Annotated in this window: 20 protein-coding genes and 1 pseudogene; 3 read left to right on the forward strand and 18 right to left on the reverse strand. The window is 69.7% G+C overall.

The annotated features are described in order from the left end of the window. The 5 genes and pseudogenes from ACZ7HT_RS30655 to ACZ7HT_RS30675 all read right to left on the reverse strand — a co-directional run bounded on the left by ACZ7HT_RS30655 (position 1) and on the right by ACZ7HT_RS30675 (position 6,443). Positions 1-1,254 carry an AAA family ATPase gene (locus ACZ7HT_RS30655; RefSeq protein WP_471171810.1) on the reverse strand — a complete coding sequence of 418 codons (1,254 nt, stop codon included), beginning with the start codon at positions 1,252-1,254 and terminating at the stop codon, positions 1-3. Next, on the reverse strand, positions 1,251-3,581 hold the full coding sequence (locus tag ACZ7HT_RS30660) for a transposase (RefSeq protein ID WP_471171811.1): 2,331 nt from the start codon (positions 3,579-3,581) through the stop codon (positions 1,251-1,253). Before ACZ7HT_RS30660 ends, ACZ7HT_RS30655 begins: the two co-directional genes overlap by 4 nt. Beyond that, positions 3,578-4,399 (reverse strand): TnsA-like heteromeric transposase endonuclease subunit, encoded by an 822-nt coding sequence (locus ACZ7HT_RS30665; protein WP_471171813.1) that lies wholly within the window; start codon positions 4,397-4,399, stop codon positions 3,578-3,580. The genes ACZ7HT_RS30660 and ACZ7HT_RS30665 overlap by 4 nt, the downstream gene beginning before the upstream one ends. A gap of 288 nt (positions 4,400-4,687) precedes the next feature. Further along, a pseudogene (locus tag ACZ7HT_RS30670) lies at positions 4,688-5,063 on the reverse strand (transposase family protein); the annotation flags it as partial. A 783-nt stretch (positions 5,064-5,846) separates the two neighbouring features. After that, positions 5,847-6,443 (reverse strand): TetR/AcrR family transcriptional regulator, encoded by a 597-nt coding sequence (locus ACZ7HT_RS30675; protein WP_471171814.1) that lies wholly within the window; start codon positions 6,441-6,443, stop codon positions 5,847-5,849. Positions 6,444-6,648: 205 nt separating this feature from the next. Here ACZ7HT_RS30675 and ACZ7HT_RS30680 point away from each other — a divergent pair, with 205 nt between their 5' ends. The 3 genes from ACZ7HT_RS30680 to ACZ7HT_RS30690 all read left to right on the forward strand — a co-directional run bounded on the left by ACZ7HT_RS30680 (position 6,649) and on the right by ACZ7HT_RS30690 (position 10,947). After that, positions 6,649-8,175 carry an APC family permease gene (locus tag ACZ7HT_RS30680; RefSeq protein ID WP_471171815.1) on the forward strand — a complete coding sequence of 509 codons (1,527 nt, stop codon included), beginning with the start codon at positions 6,649-6,651 and terminating at the stop codon, positions 8,173-8,175. An 8-nt stretch (positions 8,176-8,183) separates the two neighbouring features. Further along, the gene (locus ACZ7HT_RS30685) at positions 8,184-9,065 is read left to right on the forward strand and encodes a carbon-nitrogen hydrolase family protein (RefSeq protein ID WP_471171816.1); all 882 of its coding nucleotides are present in this window, start codon (positions 8,184-8,186) and stop codon (positions 9,063-9,065) included. A gap of 235 nt (positions 9,066-9,300) precedes the next feature. Continuing rightward, positions 9,301-10,947 (forward strand): amidohydrolase, encoded by a 1,647-nt coding sequence (locus ACZ7HT_RS30690; protein ID WP_471171818.1) that lies wholly within the window; start codon positions 9,301-9,303, stop codon positions 10,945-10,947. Here ACZ7HT_RS30690 and ACZ7HT_RS30695 read toward each other — a convergent pair. The 13 genes from ACZ7HT_RS30695 to ACZ7HT_RS30755 all read right to left on the reverse strand — a co-directional run bounded on the left by ACZ7HT_RS30695 (position 10,905) and on the right by ACZ7HT_RS30755 (position 22,747). Beyond that, positions 10,905-11,729, reverse strand: a complete 825-nt coding sequence (locus ACZ7HT_RS30695) for an alpha/beta fold hydrolase (protein WP_471171819.1) — start codon at positions 11,727-11,729, stop codon at positions 10,905-10,907. The genes ACZ7HT_RS30690 and ACZ7HT_RS30695 overlap by 43 nt on opposite strands. A 38-nt stretch (positions 11,730-11,767) precedes the next feature. Continuing rightward, entirely contained in the window at positions 11,768-12,571 is an 804-nt protein-coding gene (locus ACZ7HT_RS30700; RefSeq protein WP_471171820.1) for an enoyl-CoA hydratase/isomerase family protein, read from the reverse strand. A gap of 7 nt (positions 12,572-12,578) precedes the next feature. Further along, complete coding sequence (locus ACZ7HT_RS30705) at positions 12,579-13,481, reverse strand: alpha/beta hydrolase (RefSeq protein WP_471171822.1); 903 nt, start codon at positions 13,479-13,481, stop codon at positions 12,579-12,581. A gap of 336 nt (positions 13,482-13,817) precedes the next feature. After that, positions 13,818-14,429: a CGNR zinc finger domain-containing protein gene (locus ACZ7HT_RS30710; protein ID WP_471171823.1), complete on the reverse strand. Its 612-nt coding sequence runs from the start codon at positions 14,427-14,429 to the stop codon at positions 13,818-13,820. A gap of 108 nt (positions 14,430-14,537) precedes the next feature. Continuing rightward, complete coding sequence (locus ACZ7HT_RS30715; protein WP_471171824.1) at positions 14,538-15,389, reverse strand: MBL fold metallo-hydrolase; 852 nt, start codon at positions 15,387-15,389, stop codon at positions 14,538-14,540. Positions 15,390-15,442: 53 nt separating this feature from the next. After that, positions 15,443-16,153: an SDR family oxidoreductase gene (locus ACZ7HT_RS30720; protein ID WP_471171825.1), complete on the reverse strand. Its 711-nt coding sequence runs from the start codon at positions 16,151-16,153 to the stop codon at positions 15,443-15,445. Positions 16,154-16,233: 80 nt separating this feature from the next. Further along, a complete protein-coding gene (locus tag ACZ7HT_RS30725) occupies positions 16,234-16,671 on the reverse strand; it encodes a nuclear transport factor 2 family protein (RefSeq protein WP_471171826.1) in 438 nt (145 codons plus the stop codon). A gap of 212 nt (positions 16,672-16,883) precedes the next feature. Then, on the reverse strand, positions 16,884-17,435 hold the full coding sequence (locus ACZ7HT_RS30730; RefSeq protein WP_471171850.1) for a YbaK/EbsC family protein: 552 nt from the start codon (positions 17,433-17,435) through the stop codon (positions 16,884-16,886). Between the two features lie 83 nt (positions 17,436-17,518). Continuing rightward, a complete protein-coding gene (locus ACZ7HT_RS30735) occupies positions 17,519-18,310 on the reverse strand; it encodes an ABC transporter ATP-binding protein (protein ID WP_471171827.1) in 792 nt (263 codons plus the stop codon). Next, positions 18,307-19,290, reverse strand: coding sequence for an ABC transporter ATP-binding protein (locus ACZ7HT_RS30740; protein WP_471171829.1), 984 nt, complete (start codon positions 19,288-19,290; stop codon positions 18,307-18,309). Before ACZ7HT_RS30740 ends, ACZ7HT_RS30735 begins: the two co-directional genes overlap by 4 nt. Beyond that, positions 19,291-20,151 carry an ABC transporter permease gene (locus ACZ7HT_RS30745; protein WP_471171831.1) on the reverse strand — a complete coding sequence of 287 codons (861 nt, stop codon included), beginning with the start codon at positions 20,149-20,151 and terminating at the stop codon, positions 19,291-19,293. Beyond that, positions 20,148-21,101: an ABC transporter permease gene (locus ACZ7HT_RS30750; protein WP_471171832.1), complete on the reverse strand. Its 954-nt coding sequence runs from the start codon at positions 21,099-21,101 to the stop codon at positions 20,148-20,150. Before ACZ7HT_RS30750 ends, ACZ7HT_RS30745 begins: the two co-directional genes overlap by 4 nt. Next, the gene (locus ACZ7HT_RS30755) at positions 21,098-22,747 is read right to left on the reverse strand and encodes an ABC transporter substrate-binding protein (RefSeq protein WP_471171834.1); all 1,650 of its coding nucleotides are present in this window, start codon (positions 22,745-22,747) and stop codon (positions 21,098-21,100) included. The genes ACZ7HT_RS30750 and ACZ7HT_RS30755 overlap by 4 nt, the downstream gene beginning before the upstream one ends. Positions 22,748-22,758: the final 11 nt, after the last annotated feature.

Consider the following 22,758-nt stretch of genomic DNA (forward strand, 5'->3'; position numbering starts at 1 on the left):
TCAGCCCGCTTCGCCGGCCGCGGCGGGTCCGTCGTCATCGAAGACGGTGTTGCGGCCCTTCGGCTTCCTTTTCCCATCGGTCGGCTTGTGCGGCGGGATCTTGGGCTGCTCGCCGGACTCCGCGTCCAGGTCGGGCATGTCGCCGGGGGTGACGGTGAACTGGTTGAACAGCTCCTTCGTCAGCCGTTCGCTCTTGTCCTCGATGGCCCGTCGGCAGCCGTGCTGGATGAGCTTCTCCAGTACGCCGACCACGCCGCCGGTGCGGTGGAACAGGTACTCGGGCATGTCGCCGCCGGTCAGCATCCCCTCGGTGTCGTTCAGCAACCGCAGGTGCCCCTCCAAGCGGGCCAGATGATCCAGCCAGGCGGCCATCTCCGGTCCGTCCGTGTAGCGGAACGGGTCGAGGTCCACGATCTGGAAGCGCCGCTCGTGCTGGCCAGCGGCGTGATCGTTCGGGCTGCGGCCGCGGTCCTTGATCGGCTGGTAGATCCATTCCAGGGTCTTCGGGTCGCGACGGCCCTCGCGCAGCAGGCCGGATGTGGGGATGCCGACACCGACGAGAATCAGCGTGACGGGCATGCTCATCATTTCGCGGATCAGGTCGAGGACATCCTGGTCGGCTTCCCGGTGGAGTTTGAGGCGGGTGATGTCGTCGATGACGAGCGCCCTTGTGGCGTGCTCGACGATGGCCGTCTTGACGGTGCGTACCAGATCCTCCAGACGCATGCCCTTGTAGTCCTCGCCGTAGAAGTCGAGGATGCGCTGGCAGGTGGAGATCGGGGTGGCCTTGACCGGGCAGCGTACGTAGGCGACGGGCGCGACCAGGTCGCGAGTACCGGCCATGGCATCCGGATTCATGTAGTTGTTCAGGGCCATCCACGTCTCTTCGAAGACGGCCAATGCCTCGCACACCGTCTCCGTCTTGCCCTGGGCCCCGTCGCCGTTGACCATGACGCCGCCGCGTGTGCCGGCCTTGTGGCTGAACGCGCCGTCCTCGACGCGGGCCAGGACAGCGTCGGCGACGCCCTCGCTCATCGGAGTCACGTCAATGGGCAGACTGCTGTGGGTGGCGAGCCGGTGCAGGTTGTAAAGGCGCTGCTGGCGCTTTGACTTGAGGGCGAACTCAGTTGCCGTCAGCACGGGCGCGGGGACGAAGACATTGCGGGTCGCGCACCAGCTCCGCCAGCCCTCCCAAGTAGTGCGGTCGATGGGCGGGCCAGGGAGGAACGACGGACCGTCGTACGGGGGATTCACTGGCTGACCTCTTCCTCGGCTGCCGCCGCACTGGTCTCGTCTGTGTCGTCGTCGAAGTCGTCGTCGGGCAGGGCCAGCAGACTGGTGGCGCGCAGCCGCTCTGACAGGTCCTGTGGTGGCGGGGTCGGGCGTTCGGGGACGGCGACTTCACGGCGTCGTCGACGCTCGTTGGTGACCGCGTCCTGACTTTGCTCGGCACGCTCACGCCAGCGCAGCGGGACGACCTTGCCGTCGTCCGAGCCCGTGCGCGCCGCAGGCACGGCGGCGGGCGCCGGCTGGGCCGCGGTGGCGTCGGCGGGACGGTCGGCCGCGGCTGCCGCGGCCTGCGTCACTTCGCGGGCGTGCTCGGTGCGCTGCTTCTTCGTCAGTTGAGTCGGCCACTGCTCGACGGGGATCTTCCCGCCGATCACCTCGAGGAGGGCCGGCAGGAGCTCCCTGTCCGACTTCGGCGCCAGCCCGCGCTTGCGCAGTTCACGCATCGCCTCGCGGACGCGGGCATCGCTGAAAGCAGGGAACTGCCCTTCCTCGGGCAGACCCACCCAGCGCAAGGTATGCCAGTCGTGCGTCAGTGGATCCTGGAAGAACACGAAACACGGATCACGCGGGTCCCGGCGGATGACGTAGCGGTTCTTGGCTTTGCCGCCGCGCCGGGAGAGCTCCCCGCGGTACGGGTCCAGGGCCTCGCCGTCGTACCACAGGTTCTTGATCTTCACGCCGCGCTTGCCATGGATCATGACCTGATGGCTGGGCAGGAGCTGGTAGTACAGCTCGGGCGAGGGGATCCGCAAGGCGAAGCCTCCTTGCATCATGGAGGCGGCGAACAGGCTATTCGGGCTGTGGTCGCCGCCTGGGTCCCAGCTTGGCGCGTAGGAGTCGAAGCGACGGTTCTGCCAGATCCCCACGATCCAGGTGGCGATGATGTGCTCCATCTCCGCCACAGTCAGGCAGGCGTCAGCCTCCGGGTCGACGCCGCGGTCGGCAGTGTCCACGCCCTGATAGCCGAGCAGGAGAGCGAACAGTAGCGACCGGATGGCGCCGAACGCGCGCTCCACAGCCTTCTTGTCGGTGGGGCGCAGCACCCGGCTCGGCTTGATGTTTGCGCCGAGGACCCGCTGAACCTCGACCAGGTGGTGGTTGCGGTAGACGGAGCCGTGGTCGGTGGTGACCGTTTCCGGGGCGAAGAACGGCAGCCCGGCCACCTCGTACCCGGCGAAGTCTGCCACCACCGTGCCTGGGATGCCCGGGTAGGCCCACTGCATGTCCTCGCCCCAGTCCGGGCGCATGGGCAGCGGCATTGTCATGTCCCGCAGCACCATCGCCACGTCGATCGAGGAGTCGGAGACCAGGCTGAGTCGGAACGCCACGATCGAATGCGTGTACACGTCGAGTGCCAGCGTGAGATGTACGGAGACGGGATCGCCGAACACGTCTTCCAGTACCTTCACGGGCAGCACGGTGGTGTCCAGGGCCACCACCTGCCCGGGCCGGTGCACCACCACGTGCCGGCCCGTCGCGTACTTCTGCGCCATGGCCGCCGAGCGTGCGTAGCGCTGCCGGCCGCCGCTGGAGCCGAACCAGTCCTGCCACACCTGGCGTAGCACGTCATAGCTGGGAACCTTGGTCTGCTCGCCGAAAACCTCCCGTACGTACTGGTGGATGAGGCGCTCGCGGTCCCGTGCCGTCAGCTTCGCCCGCCGCAGGCCCTCGTCACGTACGGCGAACAGCGCCTCGCGCACCTCCGGGGTGATCCGGTGCCCGGTCGCCTCCCGCAGCCACCGGTCGTCCGAGAGGCCGATTGGCCCGAGCTTGCGCCGCGCCGTGTCCCAGCGCACCAGCGTCCGCGCGCTCACCTTGTGCAGGGCCAGCGACTTCGCCAGCGCAGGATCCATGGCCCTCGCCCTGCGCAGCTCGGCCTCCTTCGCCTTGCGGCGCTGCGTCAGCGTCGTGGTCTCCGTGTCGTACTGCGGGAGAGGCTCGTGCGGCAGCGCGGCGTCTGGATCACCACTGCGGTAGCCGGTCTCGACCTCCCGGATGTGCTCCAACCGCCGCATCACGTGTTGTTGCTGAACCGGCAGGAGGTCTGCCATCGACTTCGGCTGGCGGCCCCGGCTGGCAGCCGGGAGATCCTTGCGGGTCCGGGAGGATGGTCGGCAACCGGGGCGGTGGATCAGCTCGCTCAGCTGCACTTTCCACGGCGCGCCCTCGTCGCCGATCAGTGTCACGCGGCCCAGATGCGGCAGACACGTCTCGACCCGCCACACCTCACCATCGATGATCAGCTCGGTGCCAGGCTCCAGCACCCATGTCGATGCCGTCCCATTGCTCACGACCGCACCCCGCGAAGTTCTACGGGAGCGAGTCGGATCAGGCTCGCGTCCCCGTACGGCACGGAGAGGTCCGCACCGAGCTCTTTACGCCACAGCAAGTGCAGGGCATGGGCCCTGCCCATGGCGGGAATGGAGCACCGCTCGACCAAGTCCCCCAACGGAAGCGGTCCTTGGGAGGCGGCCGCACGCAGCTGGCCCTGCATGTCGAGCACATTGGTCAACGGCCGGCGCTCGGCGGAGAACGCGTCCACCGTTTCCCACACGTGCCGACGCCAGCCGGTCACCACGCCGTAGCGCCATCCAGCGGCCAGCGCGGCCTCGAACGTCGCGGCGAACTTCAGCTCGTCCTCGGGACGAACCCGACCAGCCGGCCGCACATCGATAACGAACGGACCGGAGTCGGTGAGCAGCAGGTAGTCCGGCGTGTGATCCACCCGCTTGCCACCCGCGTAGAAACGAAGCCGGAACGGCTGCGAGAGCCCCTCACGCAGCCCGGCCGCGAAGTCGGCGACCAGGAGGAGACACTCCTCCTCGAAGCTCTCAAAACCGTGATGCCTACGCGTCGACACCATGTACTCGAGCCCTGGCCGGTGATGCTGGTCGGTCCGCCAAGTGAACCGACGTACCGGCACCGTGCGTGAAACATCCACCTCATTGAGGTCGCGCACCGAGTACGTGGCGGCAGCGTCCCGCCCGAACTTCCACCTCGTCGTCCAGCGCCCGGCCCATCGTTCGCCCAAGTCCAGCTGGTGCGCGTACTCGGTGAATCCCCGATGTAGAAAGGCCAGATCCTCCAGGCGACAGGAATCGGACCACATATCCCTCCGCGGTCCCTTCAGTACCCGGCGGACGGAACTCGGCCCGGAATCCCTCATATACACGTCGAGCGCTCCTCAGCAGATCGAGCAAGGCCGCCAAGATCAACCACGACGCTACGGTGAGCAGCGCCCATGGCTCGACCAGATCAGCGCCCTTCACCCGCACGGGTGACTCCGCATCGGTGACACCAACGCGGCCTGCACGACAGCTGATGGACTACGCCTGGGGGGACGTGGCCGTTGACGCCAAGGCGGAAGGGGAGGAGATGACGGGAATGCGCGGGCGGCGATTGACGTGAGGCGGCTCGGGCTGCGCCGGGCCCGGCGGAAGGTCCGCCAGGACCTCGGTCGCGCGATACCTCGTTCGACAGGCGCCCGCGCTGCCGACAGGGCTCGGTTGACCGTCCGCTGGGTGAGGGCGAGTTCCCCGAGGGGCGGGCGTTTGTGCGGGGTGGTCACCCGGGGGCGGCTTCGCTGTAGGCGCGGGCGGCGAGGACGGGAACGCCCTGGCGTTGGCAGATCCGGATGATGCGGTGGGTACGGGCTGCAGTCAGGTCGTGAGTGCGGCCGGGCAGCGCGGGTGAGAGACCCACAGCAGCTTTCCTGCGGGATCGGCTACGACCTGCACGTTCACCCCGTGGCGGTGATGCTTCTGGGAGAAGTCATCAGGTCGAGTTCGGCAGGCTAGGGTGCTAACGAGGCTCCTGTACTGATGAGTTGAGACGTCGAACGCCTCTCTCAACGGCACGGGAGCCTCGCACGTTGCGGACCATCCCCGCCATCCGATTAGTGGCCACTCCGAAAGAGCTCAGTGGGTAGATCTTCTTGAAGTCCTCGCCTTCAAGGCGCTGACCTGTACAGATCGCCACAGAAGGCGGGCTGACCGGCGGCTTTACGTGTTTCTAGCGCTTTCGGCGTGACGCCGATTTTGTTGCCCCTGGCGGGGCTCTCCCGGGCTGCGAAGGCAGTCACGCGCCGTGTCAGGAACGTGGATCGGCTCCGGGTTGGCCAAGGGCCTCTACGATCTCCGTCCTGCGGATATCGGGAGATCCTGGCCGGCCCGCTGGAGGACGTGGTGTGGCGCGAGGCATCGAGCTTCTTGTCGGCTGTGTACAGCTCCAGGCGGTGGTCTGGGAGTGTGGTCGAAGTAGTCGGCGCGCGAGGGAGAACAAGCTCGTCCTCCTGACTGGTACGGACATGCCGCGGCCCGACGTCTACCGAGCGCCGGAGCACCTCCCTGCTTGGACGTCGCTGCGGCGAGTGAATGCGGGGTACGGAAATCACCGCACCCCCCTGGACCGGCTCGGGCCCTGCGCACAGCAAGCCTCCGGCGATCAGCATCGGACTGCTGTCCCGGGCTTGGCCCCATGGATCCCGCGCCTTCCGGTCCACCGTTCGCCGGATGATCTGGGGGTCGCCACGCTCAACTGGCCGACTGGCCTGTGTGTCAGCCCAGGTCGTGTCCCGTCACGGCGCGGGCATAGGAGCGCAGGGCGGTGATCACTTCGGTGCGGGTGCGGCGGCCGGCCAGGATTTCCATCTGGTAGCCGTCCTCCATGGCGACGAAGTTGGCCGCGAGGAGCCGGGGAGGGTCGGTCAGGGTGAAGTGGCCCTGGGCCTGCCCCAACACCAGGACGGCCTGGTAGACGGAGATCTGGCGTTCGGTCAGCGCGCTGTCGAGGGCGGCCGCCTTGGCGTCGCGCAGGCAGCGGGGCCAGTACTCGTACAGCAGTCGGGTCAGCGCATCGTCCGGGCCGGTGGCCGGGCCGCAGTCGATGCAGGCGCGCAGTTGGTCCCGGGCGTCGGTGAACTGTTCGGCGGCGCGTTCCCGTTCCTGGCTGTAGCGATCGATCGCCTGCTGGTAGGTCTCGTAGACGAGTGCGTCGAGGTCGCCGTAGTAGAGCACGGCGGCGGGTGTCACCCCGGCCTCGTCGGCGACGTCGCGCAGGCGCAGCCCCTCCAGGCCGCGCGCGAGCAGCGCTCGCTGTACGGCCGAGTTCAACTCCGCCCGACGGGCCGCCTTGCCCCGCTTCCCTGCCGTCATGCCTCGCCCTTCGATCGTGGTCCGGTCGCATCGCGTCCTCCGCCCGCCGGGAGCAGGAGTGGCGCCGGAGCCCTGCTGCGTCCGCGCAGTGATTCAGTCGCGCTCCGTATTTGTATTTAACTACAGAACCCCAGGTCTTGACTAGGAAGATGGCCAGTTCTTAAATCTCGTTTTAACAATGCGTCTCATGTGAGGAGCCTCCGCCGTGGCGCTCGACTCGAATGACACCAGTGCCGGACCGAGAGCCGGCGCATCCCGCAGTCCCGTCGACAAGGGGCTTCGGCGGGGCAGCGTAGGCCTGCTGGGGGTCGTCGCCCTCGGGCTCTCCTCCACCGCCCCGGCCTACTCCATCGCCGTCACGCTCGGTCTGGTCACGATGACCGTGGGGCACCTCGCGCCGGCCGCGCTGCTGATCGGCTTCGTGCCGATCCTGTTCACGGCGTTCGCCTTCCGCGAGCTCAACCGGGACATGCCCGACTGCGGCACCACCTTTGTCTGGAACACCCGGGCCTTCGGCCCGTGGGCGGGGTGGCTGGTCGGGAGCTGGGTGCCCACGATGGCCTCGCTCTTCGCGATGACCGCGCTCGCCCAGGTCAGCGCCACCTACCTGCTCTCGGTCCTCGGCCTCGACGGGCTGGCCGACAACGACGCCGCTGTGACCGTCACGGGTCTCGTCCTGCTCGCCTGCGCCACCGTACTGGCCCGCCGGGGGCTGCAGATCGCCACCGGCATCCAGTACGCGCTACTCGGACTGCAGCTCGTGGCGCTGTTCGGGATCGGCTTCGCGGCCCTCACCGGGCCCGGCGCCGCCACGCCGTCGCTGTCGTGGCTCGATCCCTTCGCCTTCGACGGTGCCGGGCCGTTCGCCGAGGCGGTGCTGCTGTGCCTCTTCATCTACTGGGGCTGGGACGCGCTCATCACCGTGAACGAGGAGAGCAGTGACGCAGACCGCGTCCCTGGTCGCGCCGTGCTGATCTCCACCTTCGTCCTCCTTGTCACCTACCTGTTCACCGCATTCGCCGCGGTCGGCTACGCCGGAACCGGTACCACCGGGATCGGTCTCGGCAACCCCGACAACGCCACGGATTTCCTGACGGCTCTCGCCCCGCCGCTGCTCGGGAACGCGCTGGCGACCGTCGTCCAGCTCGCCGTCTGTGTCAGTGCCCTGTCCGCGATGCTCACCTGCCTGGTCGGCAGTGGCCGCGGCTTTCTGTCGATGACCACCCACGGGGCCCTGCCGAAGACGTTCGCGCGCATCCACCCCCGCTTTCAGACACCCACCGTCGGCACCGTCTTCTTCGGCGTCGCCACCGCCGTGACCCTGGTGGTCCTCAAGACGGCCTCGACGCGCTTCCTGGGCGACGCCATCCTCTCCATCGGCCTGCTCATCGCCTGCTACTACGGCGCCACCGCCTTCGCCTGCGTCTGGCACTTCCGCCGCCGCCTGCGCGACTCCCCGCGCGACCTGCTGTTCAAGGGCGTACTGCCGGCACTCGGCGGCCTGATGATGGTCGCCGCGCTCGCCCGCAGCGCCTACGACACGATCGCCCCCGACTACGGGAGCACCTCCTTCCAGGGCATCGGCGGCGTCTTTCTCCTCGGCATCGGCGCCGTTGCCCTCGGGATACCGGTCGTCCTGCTGATCCGCGCCAACTTCCCCCGCTTCTTCCGCGAGGGCAAAGACTCCGTCGCCCCGCCGACCACCACCGAATCCGCCCGGAACGAAAGCTGATACCGCCGATGCGTACCCTGGCCATCGCCGCCGTCCAGACCGCCCCCGTCCCGTACGACCTGGAAGCCACCTGGTCCCGGTTCGCCCACCAGGTGAGGACCGTCCGAGAACTCTTCCCCCACGTGCAACTCGTCGTCGTACCCGAACTGTTCCTTGCCGCGGAGGGACCGCTGCTCGGCGAACACCCCGAGAACTGGATGGAGAAGGCCGCGGTCACCATTCCCGGACCGCTCACCGACCGCCTCGCCGGCCTGGCGAGGGAGACCGGGCTGTGGCTCGTACCGGGCACGGTCTTCGAGCGCACGGCCGACGGCACGATCTACAACACCGCACTCGCGATCTCGCCCGAGGGCGACATCGCCGCCAGCTACCGGAAGGTCTTCCCCTGGCAGCCGTACGAACAGGCCGCGCCGGGGAACCGTTTCACGGTCTTCGACATACCCCAGGTCGGCCGCGTGGGCCTGGCCATCTGCTACGACGGCTCCTTCCCGGAGACCATGCGCCAGCTCGCCTGGCTCGGCGCTGAGGTCGTCATCCAGCCGACCCTCACCACCACCCGCGACCGTGAGATGGAACTCGTCTGCGCCCGGGCCAACGCCTGGACGAACCAGGTGTACGTGGTCAACGTCAACGGCTCCGATCCGGCCGGCGTCGGCGCGAGCGCCATCGTCGACCCCGAGGGCATGGTCCGCCAGCAGGCCGGGAGCGGCGAGGAGGTCCTCGTCGACGTCCTCGACCTCGACGCCGTCACACGCGTCCGCCAGTACGGCTCCGCGGGCATCAACCGCCCCTGGAGCCAGCTCGCCCGCTACGGATCGACCATCGAACTGCCCATGTACGGCGGTACGTTCCGCACGCCCGACTGGCTCAAGGAGTCGGACGGGCACTGAGCCGGGAACCCACCTGGCTCGGTCCCCCGGGTGGGTCTCCCCGCCGGTGCTGCCAGCCCCGCCTCTCTGCCCTGGGGCAGGCGGCACCGGACCCTCGCGCGGTCGTGTTCACCTCTCGGACTCGGTCCCGATGCGCCGGCCGAGAAGGCCGGGTTCGCTTGCTGCCGGGCTGCCGGGCTGCCGACCGCCGCTGTCCCCCTCCGTCCCCGTTTCCTCATCACGACAGGAAGTCGGAATGCCCTCTCAGCCCGCTGACCTGCTGTTCACCGGTGGCCCCGTGCTCACCATGGACCCGGCCCGCAGCCGCGCGACCTCGCTTGCCGTGCGTGGCGGACGCATCACGGCCGTAGGCCACGACGAGGTCCTCGACCTGGTCGGGCCGCGTACCGAGGTCGTCGGCCTGCGTGGACGCCCGCTCCTCCCAGGATTCCAGGACGCGCATGTCCACGCTGTGATGGGCGGGGTCGAACTCGGGGAATGCGACCTGACCGGCACCACCGACCCGGCCGAGTACCTGCGCCGTATCGCCGCCTACGCCGACGCTCACCCGGAGCGGGAGTGGATCAGCGGGGGCGGCTGGTCCATGGAGAGCTTCACCGGCGGCAATCCGACCCGCGAGCTGCTCGACGCGGTGGTCGCCGACCGTCCCGCGCTCCTGTTCAACCGCGACCACCACGGGGCCTGGGCCAACAGCCGTGCCCTGGAGATCGCCGGCATCACGGCGGACACCCCCGATCCTGCCGACGGCCGGATCGAGCGCGCCGCCGACAACACCCCCACCGGGATGCTCCAGGAGGGGGCGACGGCCCTGGTGGGCCGGCACCTTCCCGAACAGACCGCCGCGCAGCGGCTGGCCGGTCTGCTGCGCGCCCAGGAACTGCTGCACAGCCTCGGCGTCACCGCCTGGCAGGACGCCATGGTGTGCGGGACCGACGGCTACCCGGACTGCTCCGACGCCTACCTGGCCGCCGCCCGCGACGGGTCGCTGACCGCCACCGTGATCGGCGCTCTGTGGTGGGAGCGCGCCCAGGGCGAGGAACAGATTCCCGGCCTCCTCGACAAGCGGGAACTGTTCACCCACGGCCGTCTGCGCTGCTCCACCGTCAAGATCATGCAGGACGGGGTCGCCGAGAACCACACCGCGGCCATGACCGCGCCCTACTTCGACGGATGCGGCTGCGCGACGGGCAACAGCGGCCTCAGCTTCGTCGACCCCGAAGCACTGCGCGGACACGTCACCGCACTGGACGCGCTGGACTTCCAGGTGCACTTCCACGCCTTGGGCGACCGCGCCGTCCGTGAGGCGCTCGACGCCGTCGAGGCCGCCCGCGCCGCCAACCGGTGGCGCGACACCCGCCACCACCTCGCCCACATCCAGGTCGTCCACCCCGACGACATCGGCCGCTTCCGCGCGCTCGGCGCCACCGCCAACATGCAGCCGCTGTGGGCGGCGCACGAACCCCAGATGGACGACCTGACCATCCCCTTCCTCGGATCGGAACGTGCCGCCTGGCAGTACCCCTTCGGCGACCTACTCCGCGCGGGAGTCACCCTGGCCGCCGGCAGTGACTGGCCGGTCAGCACCCCGGACCCGATCGCCGGAATCCACGTGGCCGTCAACCGCACCCTGCCTGGCGTCGAAGCCAAGCCGTTCCTGCCCGAACAGGCCCTGGACCTGGCCACCGCGCTCGCCGCCTACACCGCCGGCAGCGCCCACGTGAACCACCTTGACGACACCGGCAGCCTCCGCCCCGGCAACCGTGCCGACCTCGTCGTCCTGGACCGGGACCCGTTCCTCGGCCCGGCGGAGGCCATCGGCGACACGCGCGTCCACCTCACCTACGTCGACGGCAGCCGCGTACACACCTCCTTCGACGCCTGACCGTCCCTCCCGAGGGAGCCGTCTGCCGGTCCGCCGACCCGGGCGAGGAAGGCGCTGACGTGTTCGGCCACGGCCCTGGGCTGTTCGAGGTGGGCCCAGTGACCGGCGCCGGCGATCGCGAGGCACTCGGCCGCCATGAACCTCGGGGTGACGGCCCCTGCGACCAGTTCCTCGGCGACGAAGGGGTCCTCGGCCCCGCGGAGGATCAGGACGGGCCCCGTGTACCGGCTGGGCCGAGCGCCGTCCGGGTGGCCGGTGTTCCAGCAGTCGGCCATCGCGCGGACGGCCTCGGGCCGTACCTCGGCACCGGTGGCCGAGAGGCGGTCGAGGTCGGCGTCTGAGAGGTCGGCGGACAGCTGACGGCGGGCGGCGCGCTGCGCGTGAGGGTTGCCGCCGAGGGCACGAAAGGGCTCGATCGCCTCGTAGGGGAGATGCGTACCGGCCAACGGGATGGGCGTGAGAAGCACAAGCCCCAGGGCCTGGGCGGTGTGCCGGGCGGCGACGAGTTCGGCGATTGGCGCCGCCATGCTCTGGCCGACCAGGACGAAGGGACCGTCGAGCGAGGCCACGGCGGCGTCGATGTCGTCGACCAGGTACTCCAGGGTGAAGACGCCGGCCTCGTCGCGGCGGTCGCCGCAGCCGGGGAGGTCGAGTTGAACGTACGAGATGTCCGTACCTTCCGCCTGGAGTTCGGTGACGAGGCGGTCCCAGACATGGCGGTCGTCGAGGAACCCGTGCAGAAGTACGAGGTGGATTCTCTTGCGGGCGGGGTGGTGGGTCATCGTGTGCCTCCCGGCGGTGGTCGGCCCCGGCGGGGCAATCAGCATCCCTGGAAGTCGAGGGCGGGGCGGGGCCTGCCCGCCCGCAGCGCGGCGGCGGCAGACTCCAGGCCGGAGCGGACGTCCCGCGTGGCGAACAGCGGCACGGACAGGTCGAAGAGATCGCGGTCGGCGGCGGCGATCCCGCCGGTGGCCCAGCCGCGCAGCAGTGCCTTGTGTGCGGCGTGTGCCAGGGTCGGCCCGTTGGCCGCGCGGCGGGCGAGGGCCTCGGCCTCGGGGAGGAGTCCGGTGTCGGGGACGACGCGGTTGATGACACCTGCGTCGGCCATGACCTGGGCGGGTACCTGCTCGGAGGTGAGTGCCCATGCGAAGGCGCGGGCCCGGCCGGCGCGTTCGGCGACGCGGTGGATGCCGCCCAGGAGCGTGGTGATGCCCAGGGTCTGCTCGGGATGCCCGAACCGGGCTCCCTCCCCGGCGAGGATCAGGTCCGCGCGCAGGGCGAGTTCGAAGCCGCTGCCGAAGCAGAGCCCCTGGACGGCGGCGACGACGGGTACGGGCAGTCGCTCGAAGCGGTTGAAGACGTCGAGGTAGTGCTCGAACGTCGTGCGCAGTTCGCGCGCCGTCATGTCGTTCCAGGCGGTGAAGTCCCCGCCGAAGCTGAAGTCCGGGCCCTCGGCGCGCACGAGGACGGCACGGGCCTGGCTGCGGCCGATCTCCGTGACCGCTTCGCCGAGCTCGTCGACGAGCTGTGCGGTGAGGCGGTTCTGCGGCGGGTTGGCGAGGACGATCTCGGCGACGGAAGCCTCGTCGCCCCGCGTGGGCAGGGTGAAGGTCAGGTGCGGCATGGCGGCCTCAGCCCGCCTTCGTCAGGTGATCGCGGAACCAGGCCACCGCCGCACCGGACGCGGCGTCGAACTGCGCCACGTACGGGTCGAAATGGCCGCCCGGGATCAGTTCGAGCCGCTTGGGCTGGAGGGCCTTCTCGTACGCGGCGAGGGCCAGGTCGGTGACCGTGACGGTGTCTCCGGTCGCGACCACCATCAGCAGCGGGGTGGGCGAGACGCGGGCGATCCAGGCGCCGGGCTCGTACATCCGGGCGGCGCGGGTGGAGCGGACCGTGACCTCGTTCCGCCACAGCCCGTCGGGAAGCGGCTGGAGGTAGAAGTCGATGGCGTCGCGCGTGCGGTAGGCCGCGGGCACGCCGGGATCGTCGCTGACCAGGGCCTGGTGACGAGGGGCCTCGCCCCTGAGGAGACCGCGCTCGTCCTCGTCGAATGCTTCCTCCAGTGCGGCCGTCGCCTCCGGCGGGATACGGCGCAGCCCCTGCTCGTACCCGCTGATGGTCGGCACCTGTGCGACCACGGCCTTCAGCCGCCGGTCGGTGGCGCCCAGCACGATGGCGTGCCCGCCCGCGTAACTCGTGCCCCACAGGCCGATCCGCCCCGAGTCCACCTCGTCACGGCCCTCCAGATACGAGATGGCCCGCCGCCAGTCCGCGATCTGCCGCCACGGGTCGATGTCCTGACGCGGCTCGCCGTCACTGGCACCGAAACCGCGGTGGTCGTGGGCCAGGACGGCGAACCCCTCCTCCGCGAAGACCTCCGCGAAGGGCTCGATGCCGTGCTTCGTCGTGCCGCCGTAGCCGTGGGCCATGGTGATGGCGGGGTGGGGGCCCGGGGTTTCGGGGAGGTACAGCGTGCCTCGTAGCGTCACAGCCCCCTCAGCGGGGATGTCGACGTGTTCGCGCAGGGTCATGGGAAACGCTCCAGGGTTCGCAGGTCTCACACCAATGAAAGAAGCGTAAGTTGTTAGCCTGTTTCTGGGAAGGTGTGGCGGTGGCCGGATTGAACTCCCGCGTTCCGGAGGGTCGAGAGCGAAGCCGACGCGGCGGTGGCGGTGCGAGCCGGCGTGCCGGAGCCGCCGAGCGGCGTCAATGTGCGGCGACGTCCGTCGGTGCAGAGAGCAGTCAGAGACGGTAGAGGGGTGAGCTCCGCCCGTTCGCAGGCACGGTCTGCGTGGCTCACGCCAAAGGGCTGGTCGGCCTCGGCGGCGACCTCGACGGAGGTGCGTTCCAGAGGCTCGTGGAGGGCGCTAGGCGCGTTCGGTGGCGCGCTGCCGGGCGCGGTAGGCGCGCAGGTTGGCCGTGTTGCCGCAGGTCTTGACGTCATGCCAGACGCCGCTGTTGTTGCGGGAGCGGTCGTAGAAGGCCGCCTTGCAGCGGGGGTTGCGGCAGGTCTTCAGGCGGCGGCGGGTGTCCGCTCGCTGGCCTTCGAAGGCGGCGGCGACGACCAGCGCGGCCAGGCGGCGCCATCCGGTGCCGCGCGGCTCCAGGCGTACGATCCCGTCCTCGCCGAGCTGGAGGGCGGCTGTGGCGGTGTGCAGGACCGGTACGGCGCCCCCGCTCCCTTCCTCGTCCTGGCTCGTGCTCGATCCTCGGGCGACGAGTGTGTGCACCTCGTCGCGGAACGCTCGCAGATCCGCAAGGCTGTCGGCGTCGAGGGTGATCTCGGGGACGGTCTGGCCGACGCCGGCCGACCATTGGCCGGTGGCCTCGGCCACCCACTTCTGGGCGGATTCGAGGTCGTCCAGGAGGTCGGGGCGGCGTGGTGAGCCGGCCGAGATGGTGTTGAGGAGGTCCTGGACCAGGCCCAGGCTGCCTGGCGCCGCCTCCAGGTCGTAGCGTGTGGTCGCCGGCCACGGCATGGGGTTGACACCTCCTGGACGGTTGACGGGCCTTCTCATCTTTTCACAGCGTACGCATGGTGCAGGCGCGGTCACGGTGCCTGACATGGTGCGGACGTGTGTGGGCGGTCAGGCGCCGAGCAAGCCGACCGCGCCGTACCAGAGGGGCCCGGGATTGAGCCGGTCGCCATGGAGGCTCATCATTCGGTCGAAGAACTCCCGGGCGGTGGGCTTCTCGGCGAGGAGCAGCTGGGCGTCGCGCAGATACGCGCGGGTCTCCTCCACGACGGCCGGGTCGTCGGCCCGGTCCCTGTTCTTGTGGCCGGCGACGACGGTGCGCGGTGCGAGCGCGTCGATGCGGTCGAGGGCGTCCAACCACGCGGTCAGCCCGCCGTTCCCGCTTTCCAGGATGTAGGGGTGGACGTCGTTGTAGGCGACGTCTCCGGCGACGACGAGGCCGATCGACGGCACGTGGAGGAAGGTGGTGTCGTCGGTGTCCGTGTGCCCGGCCTCGTAGGAGGTGACAACGTTGCCTTCGAGGAGGAGGCCCTCTGCGGGGACGGGCCGGGCGAGAACTGGTGTCGCGGGGATCTGTCCGGGGAAGACCTTGTCCCACATCTGCTCGCGGCCCGTTGTGGCCTGCTCGTGCATCATCCGGATCGTGCCCTCGGTCGCGCAGGCGACGGCGCCCGGGAAACGCTCGACGAGTTCTCCCGTGCCGAACCAGTGGTCACCGTGTCCATGCGTGGCGTAGATGTACGCGAGGCGCCTGCCGGACCGCTCCACCCAGTCGCCGACCTGCCGGATCCGGTCATGGGTGAACGGCGGGTCGACGAGCAGGGCGTCGTGCTCGCCGTAGACGAGCGTGGAGGTGATGGGGGAGGAGACGATGGGGTCGCCGTTCGGCATGCGCTGGTCGCCGGCGCGCGGGGCACCCTCCGAGACGAAGGTGTCGTAGGAGAGGGGGGTGGGTGTGGCCATGGCGGCCACCTCCTTTCGAACTGCGATGGTGGTACGGCGGTCGCGCGCGGCCGTCAGGCGTGCGCGACCAACTGCGGGTAGAGGCTGACGAGGTCCCCGGACAGGGCGGCCCTGACCTCGCGGCTCATGTCATCGGCGAGCACCTCGTGGGCGCCCGCCTCGACGCCGTCCAGAGCGAGGGCGGCGACCTTGGCCGGGTCGGCCTTCGGGCCGGTCGAGCCGGCGGCGATGCGTGTGTCCATGAGGCCGACATGCAGGCCGGTGACCTGTGTTTCCTGTTCTGCGAGGGCGACGCGCAGGGAGTTGGTGAGGGACCACTGCGCGGACTTGGCGGCGGTATAGGCCGCGGTCCGGGGAACGGCGAGCCAGGAGAGGACGGACAGCACGTTGAGCATCGCCCCGCCGCCGTTCGTGGCGAGGACGGGCGCGAAGGCGCGGCTCATCCGGAGCGTGCCGAGGACGTGCGTGTCGAACTCCAGCCGCCAGTGGTCGACATCGCTCGCGAGTACGTCCGAGCCGGTGCTCAATCCGGCGTTGTTGATCAGCAGGGTCACGTCAGGGGCGGCCTCGGTCGCCGCGCGGACCTGGTCGCGGTCGGTGATGTCGAGCCGGACCGGTACGACCCCGCACATGCCGACGGACTCGGGATCGCGGGCGGCGGCGTAGACCTTGGCGGCGCCGCGCTCCAGGAGCAGTCTGGCGAACTGCTCTCCCAGGCCGCGGTTGGCGCCGGTGACCAGGGCCACCGCTCCTTCGATCTGCATGACGCGATCGCCTCCTTATGGGGCGGCCGATGCGTGGGTCGCCCCTGGGCGTGGAGAGGGGTGAGAAGACCGGCCGTGGATCAGGCGCGGTAGAAGTGCTCGTGGCCGACGGTGTCTCCGGCCCGGTTGCCGAGCTCATTGGAGAAGGCCAGCAGATTGTCCAGGGGGCGGTGCTGGATGACGGCCCGGGCGATCCTGCCCTCGTCGTCGACGGTCAGGATGGTGGAACCGCGCAGCTCCTTGCCGCCGAACGCCTTCGCCTCCCACTCGATGCAGCTGCGGGAGCCCTCGCTGATCTGGTGCGTGAAGACGAGGTGCTCGTAGATGCCGCTGGCCGCACCCATCACCGCCTTGACGTTCTCCCGGCCCTCGACCGGGCGGCGCAGCGCGGACGCTTCGAGGACCACGTCCTCGGCGAAGGCCGCCGCGAAGGCCTCGGCGTCCTTGGCGGCGAACGCCTTCGTCCAGGGCTGGGCCTCGACCTGGTCGGTGGTGTTGGTCGCGATGGTGTCGCTCATGGGATCACCCTTTCTTCGATGTGTACGCGCTACAGGAGCACGCTGACATAACCGTAACTCTTTTGCTTATTTCGTTCAACGGTGCCTACGGGTGGGCCGGTGAATGTCGAGGTCATACGTATAACCTCGACAGTCGCACCTGGAGAAGGGGCGGGACGCGGCCACGGCCGTCCGCGAGGGGTTCTGGCTGTAGCGGGGCGCCCCGTGCGTCCTCAGCCGGCCAGGCCCGCGACAACCTCCGCGCCCGGAATCCGGGCCATCGCCCAGCCGGGGAGGATGAGCTTGCCGCGGCGGCGCCCGCTGCCTACCAGCACGTGCGGCGCCGAGACGACGGCCTCGTCGATCAGCAGCGGCCACGTGGTGGGAAGCCCGAGCGGCGTGATCCCTCCGTACTCCATGCCCGTCTCACTGACGGCCGTGTCCATGGGCGCGAAGGACACCTTGCGGGCCTCCAGATGCCGGCGGACGGCCTTGTTGACGTCCACGCGGGTGCCGGCCAGTGCCAGGCAGGCGGCGAGAGTGACGTTCCCGCCGCGCTTGGCCGCGACCACCACGCAGTTCGCCGAGAGCTCTGGCGGCACGTCGTAGGCCTCGCAGAACAATGCAGTGTCCGCCTTGTCAGGATCGGTGTCCACGTACAGCACCGACTCGGCGGCGTCCCGCGCGTCCCAGCTCTTCAGGGCCTGTGCGACGGGCTCGACGAGCTGGTCGAGGACGTCCAGTGCGGCGAAGGCGGATGCGAAGGTACCGAAGGGCGGATTCATGTGTTCACTCACAGGACGGACCCTAATGCGGAGTCACCCCGAGGGCCCGGTCGGCGAACGCAGACCGGGCCCTGTGCCGTGACCTAGCGTCGCTCTGCCAGCCGTCGGCGGGCCCGGGCGATCGCCGTCGGGTCCCAGCCCGGCCTGGGGATCGACTCGCGGAGCAGCCGCGTGTAGGGGTGGCGCGGCGCCGTCAGGACGCTTTCGGTGAAGCCGGTCTCGACGGCGGTGCCGCGGTGCAGGACGAGGACGTCGTCGGTGACGTACCGGACGACGGCCAGGTCGTGGCTGATGAACAGGTAGCCGATGCCGGTGTCACGGCGGATGTCGCACAACAGGTTGAGGATCTGCGCCTGGACGGACACGTCGAGCGCGGCGACGGCCTCGTCCAGGATCAGGACGCGCGGCTCGCATGCCAGGGCGCGGGCGATGGCCACGCGCTGGCGCTGGCCGCCGGACAGCTGCCGGGGAAGACAGCCGGCCTCCCGGGGCCCGAGGCCGACCTGGTCGAGCAGTTCGGCGATGCGCCGCTCCATCTCGGCCCGGCCGGGCCGGAGGTGAAGGCGAAGCACCTCGGCCAGGCAGTCGTGCACCGTGATACGCGGGTCGAGCGAGAGGTACGGGTCCTGGAAGACCATCTGGATCTCGCGGGCCCTCTCCAGCCGTTCACTCCGCCGGCGCCTGCCGTCGACCAGCACCTTCCCCGCGTCCGGGGTCTCCAGGTCCACCAGCATGCGGGCGATCGTGGTCTTGCCCGACCCCGATTCGCCGACGATGCCGAGCGACTTGCCCTCCTCCAGCCGGAAGGAGACGTCGTTCACCGCGCGCACGGGGCCGAAGTCCTTGCGCAGGTCCTCCACTTCGAGCAGGGTCACCGGGAGACCTCCAGGGGGCGCAGGCACGCCGTTTCGGCGGTGTCGTGCGTGGTCAGGGGAACGCGGTCCTGCTCGCACTCGGGAACGACCCGTTCGCAGCGGGGTGCGAAGGGACAGCCGGACACGGACTGATCGAGGCCGAGAGGGCGGCCGCGGATCGCGTCGAGGCGGACGGCGGGGCCGTCCAGGTGGGGGCGGGAGCCGAGCAGGGCCGCGGTGTACGGATGGCGCGGAGCGGTGAAGAGATGCTGGGTCGGCTGGGACTCCATCACCTGGCCCGCGTACAGGACGTAGACCCGGTCGCAGATCGCACCGGCGAGGTCCAGGTCGTGGGTGACGAAGAGCATGCCCATGCCCCGCTCGCGGCGCAACCGGGTGAGGATCGCGATGACCTCGGCCTGCGTGGACACGTCCAGGGCGGTGGTCGGCTCGTCGGCGAGCAGCAGGCGCGGGTCCGCGGCCAGCGCGGCCGCGATCACGACGCGCTGCAGCATGCCGCCGGAGAACTCGTGCGGCCACCGCCGCAGAGCACCACCCGGATCGGTGATGCCCACCGCCTCAAGGAGTTCGGCGGCCCGTGAGTCGGCTTCCTGACGGGTCAGAGCGCCGTTGGTGCGCATCGCCTCGGTCAGGAAGTCACCGACGCGGTACAGCGGGTTGATCGACGAGCGCGGGTCCTGGAAGATCATCGCCGCCGTTCCGCCGCGCATCCGCCGCAGTGACGCCTTGTCCATGCTGTACCCGACCGTGGAGTCGAACACGGTCTGGTCCGCGACCTTGATCGTGCCGGTGGTGGTTGCGCCGGAGGGGAACAGTCCGAGCGCGGCGCGGCTCGTCACCGACTTGCCCGACCCGGATTCGCCGACCAGGCCGACTGTCTCGCCGTCCTCGACCGTGATCGACACCCGGTCGAGGATGGGCCGGGCGGCCCGTCCGGGCGGCAGGGCGACCGTCAGGTCCTGGATGCTGAGGAGTGTCATCTACCGCTCCCTGCGGGTGACCCGGTCGGCGATGCCCTCGCCGACGATGTTGAACGCCACCACGGCCAGTACCACGGCGAGACCGGGCACGAGCGCCGACATGGGCGCGCCGAGCAGGATGGCCTGCTGCGCCTGGTTGATCTCGTTGCCCCAGTCGGCGCCCGGCGGCTGCACGCCGAATCCCAGGTACGACAGGGTGGCGAGGTCGATGAGCGCGTAGCCGAAGTTCAGCGTGGACTGGGCGAAGATGACGCCCGAGATGTTCGGCAGGACGTGCCGCAGCGAGATCGTCCGGCCGGCGAAGCCCTGGACGCGGTAGGCGGCGACGTACGGCTTGGCCTGCTCGGCCAGGGCGGCGGCGCGGACCAGTCGGGCGATGTACGGGGTGTAGGCGATGCCCATCGCGATCACCGGGGCGGTCAGGCCGGGGCCGACCATGGCCACCACGACGATCGAGATGAGCAGCGCGGGGAAGGCGAAGACCAGGTCGAGGAGGCGTGTGATGCCCGAGTCGGCCAGTCCGCCCTTCCAGGCCGAGACCAGACCGAGGACCACGCCGAGGGCCGTGGACATGATGACCACGACGAACGGGGCGAGCAGGCTGGGCCTGGTGCCGTGGATCAGCCGGGACAGGGTGTCCCGGCCGGAGTAGTCGGTGCCGAGCAGGTGCTCGGCCGACGGCGGCGCCATCGACACGGTGAGATCGGCGTAGGCGGGGTCGTGCGGCGCGATCCAGGGGGCGAGGAGAGCGACGAGGACCAGCAGGCCCAGGACGACGACCGCCGTCCAGAACACCGGGCCGAAGCCCGTGGCCCGCAGCCGTCCGAGCAGCGCTCGGCGAGTAAGAGCGATGGTGCTCATGCCTTCCTCCCCGTGCCGCCGAGCCGGACCCGCGGGTCGAGCGCCGACCCGATCACGTCGACCAGCGTGTTGGTGACCACGAAAACGAGCACGACCAGCAGGCAGACCGCCTGCACGACGGGGAAGTCCTTGGTCGTCACCGACTGGATGAGCAGCGAACCGATTCCGGACAGGCCGAAGACGACCTCGATGACCGAGGTGAGGACGACGAGGCCGGCGGCCAGCAGGCCGGTCATGGCGATCACGGGCGGCAGCGCGTTGCGCAGTACGTGCCGGCGAACCACCCGGTTCTCGGCCAGGCCGCGCGAGCGGGCGACCTCGACGTGCTCGCGCCGGACCTCCTCGAGGACGCTGGACCGGGTGATCCTGGACAGCAGGCCCACGTAGGACATGCCCAGCGCGACGGCGGGCAGGGTGAGGTGCCAGATCCGGTCCCAGAAGCCGTTGCCGTCACCGAACACCGGGAACCAGCCGAGCGTCACGGAGAACAGGCCGATCAGGACGATGCCGGCGACGAAGGCCGGCAGCGCGGTGGCCACGGTGGTGACCACCATCAGGATCGTGTCGACCACGCCTCCGCGCAGGGCGCCGGCGAGGCCGAGCAGGGCGCCGGCGGTCACACTGAGCAGCAGGGTGTAGGCGACGAGGTAGAACGTCCCGGGCAGCCGGGCGGCGAGCAGGGAGGACACCTCCTGCCGGTGCTGCACCGAGCGGCCGAAGTCGCCTTGCAGGACGCCGCCGAGCCAGTGGACGTACTGCTCGAAGAACGGGTCGTTCAGGTGGTACTGGGCGCGGATGGCGTCCATGGCCTCCGGGGAGACCGAGCGGCCCTTGGTCAGGAACGTCGCCGGGTCTCCCGGTGCCAGGTGGACCATGCAGAACACAAGGAAGGACGTGACCAGAAGGGTGAGCGCGAGCCCACCCAACCTGGCCAGGAGGAATCTCGTCACTGAGTCGATCCGATCTGAGCGCCCCACGGGGAGTACAGGTAGGCGTTGGTGGCGGGCACGCCGGTGACACGCTTGCTGAGGAAGAGGGAGTTAGGGGTCTGCAGCAGCGGGATCCAGAGCAGTTCCTCGCTCACGATCTTCTCGGCCTTGACGGTGATCGCGGCACGCTTGGCCGCATCGTCCTCGCCGACGCCCTGCGCGATCAGCTTGTCGTACGCGTCGTTCTTGTAGCCGCCGTAGTTGGCGAAGGCATCGCTCTGCCAGTTCGTGTACACGTTCAGCGGGTCGGCGATGTCGTCGTACCAGCTGGTGGGGAACAGGTCGATGCCCTCGCGTGCCTTGGGGTCGCTGAACAGCGAACTGTAGGCGTCCGGCGCGACGGTCTTGATCGTCACGTCGAGGCCGGCGCGCTTGCCCGCGGCCTGGACCTCGGTGCAGATCACTGCGTTGATCGGGTCCGCGCTGTTGGCCGCGATGACGATCGGGCGGGACGGGGCGCCGACCTCCTGGACCAGCTTCTTGGCCTGCGCGAGGTCCTGGTCCACCGAGGGCAGCGCGTCGTAGGCCTTCTTGTAGACGGCCTTGGCCGGCTCCTGCCCCCAGGTGAAGTCGGACACGATCGCCTTCGACGGCTCCCCGTGCCCGGCGTACGCGGTCTTCAGCAGCGCCTTCCTGTCGATCGCGAGGGAGAGCGCCTTGCGGATGCGCTGATCGGCAAGCGCGCCCTTGAGGTCGGCGACGACCAGGCTGAGTGAGGAGGTCGTCGGGCCGTAGTGGACCGTGCCCTGCTGCGAGGCGAGCAGCTTGGGCAGGGCGGTGGCGCCGATGTCGTAGGCGCCGTCGATCTCGCCGGACACCATCGCGTTGACCGCGGTCGAGGGGTCGGCGAGGAAGGCGAAGTCGAGGGTCTTGGTCTTGGCCGCGTGAGCGGTGTCCCAGTAGCCGTCGAACCGGGTGAGGCTGATCGACTGCCCCTTGGTCCACGTGGCGAGCTTGAACGGGCCGGTGCAGTCGAGGCCGCCGTCCGGGGTGCCGAACTTCGTCCCCTGCTTGGTGACGTACGCCTTGCTCCCGACGACACCGGGCGGGGCCGCGAGGAGCTGGTTGAACAGCGCGTCGGGCTTGGTCAGTTTGACCGTCACCTGGTGGTCGCCGCTTGTGTTGACCGAGTCGACGTTGGCGAAGACGCCCGCCCAGTAGGAACCGAGTTCGGGGTTGAGGTGGCGGTTCAGGCTGTACGCGACGTCCTCGGCGGTCATCGTGGAGCCGTCATGGAACTTCACGCCTTGCCGGATCGTGTAGACCCACGTCTTCGGGTCGGGGTGGTCGATCTTCTCGGCGAGGTTGGGCTTGACGGAGAAGTCCGAACCGAGGCGCAGCAGGCTCTCGCAGACGTTGGCGATCACGGTGTTCGGCGGGTAGTCGTACCCGTAGATCCAGTCCAGCGTGCTCGGCTCCGTACCGAGGTTCCACCGCACCTTGTCGAGCTCGCCCTTGGCTGCGGGCGTGTCGGTGATCAGCTTGACGTCCTTGCCGGTGGGTGACTTGGTGCCCGCCGGGCCGCCGGAACAGGCGGCCGCCGTCACCAGGACGAGCCCGACCGCCGCACATCGTGTGCCGCGGGTCCTCTGTGTGCTACGAGTCATGGTGGAACTCC

The sequence above is a fragment of the Streptomyces sp. NPDC037410 genome (genome assembly GCF_055602235.1).

Bases quoted from the DNA above. Each gene is read 5' to 3' on its own strand.
- ACZ7HT_RS30755 (WP_471171834.1), bottom strand. From the start codon at position 22,747: ATGACTCGTAGCACACAGAGGACCCGCGGCACACGATGTGCGGCGGTC.
- ACZ7HT_RS30710 (WP_471171823.1), bottom strand. From the start codon at position 14,429: ATGCCGTGGCCGGCGACCACACGCTACGACCTGGAGGCGGCGCCAGGC.
- ACZ7HT_RS30705 (WP_471171822.1), bottom strand. From the start codon at position 13,481: ATGACCCTGCGCGAACACGTCGACATCCCCGCTGAGGGGGCTGTGACG.
- ACZ7HT_RS30690 (WP_471171818.1), top strand. From the start codon at position 9,301: ATGCCCTCTCAGCCCGCTGACCTGCTGTTCACCGGTGGCCCCGTGCTC.
- ACZ7HT_RS30685 (WP_471171816.1), top strand. From the start codon at position 8,184: ATGCGTACCCTGGCCATCGCCGCCGTCCAGACCGCCCCCGTCCCGTAC.
- ACZ7HT_RS30695 (WP_471171819.1), bottom strand. From the start codon at position 11,729: ATGACCCACCACCCCGCCCGCAAGAGAATCCACCTCGTACTTCTGCAC.
- ACZ7HT_RS30745 (WP_471171831.1), bottom strand. From the start codon at position 20,151: ATGAGCACCATCGCTCTTACTCGCCGAGCGCTGCTCGGACGGCTGCGG.
- ACZ7HT_RS30740 (WP_471171829.1), bottom strand. From the start codon at position 19,290: ATGACACTCCTCAGCATCCAGGACCTGACGGTCGCCCTGCCGCCCGGA.
- ACZ7HT_RS30730 (WP_471171850.1), bottom strand. From the start codon at position 17,435: ATGAATCCGCCCTTCGGTACCTTCGCATCCGCCTTCGCCGCACTGGAC.
- ACZ7HT_RS30675 (WP_471171814.1), bottom strand. From the start codon at position 6,443: ATGACGGCAGGGAAGCGGGGCAAGGCGGCCCGTCGGGCGGAGTTGAAC.
- ACZ7HT_RS30720 (WP_471171825.1), bottom strand. From the start codon at position 16,153: ATGCAGATCGAAGGAGCGGTGGCCCTGGTCACCGGCGCCAACCGCGGC.
- ACZ7HT_RS30715 (WP_471171824.1), bottom strand. From the start codon at position 15,389: ATGGCCACACCCACCCCCCTCTCCTACGACACCTTCGTCTCGGAGGGT.
- ACZ7HT_RS30665 (WP_471171813.1), bottom strand. From the start codon at position 4,399: ATGTGGTCCGATTCCTGTCGCCTGGAGGATCTGGCCTTTCTACATCGG.
- ACZ7HT_RS30725 (WP_471171826.1), bottom strand. From the start codon at position 16,671: ATGAGCGACACCATCGCGACCAACACCACCGACCAGGTCGAGGCCCAG.
- ACZ7HT_RS30700 (WP_471171820.1), bottom strand. From the start codon at position 12,571: ATGCCGCACCTGACCTTCACCCTGCCCACGCGGGGCGACGAGGCTTCC.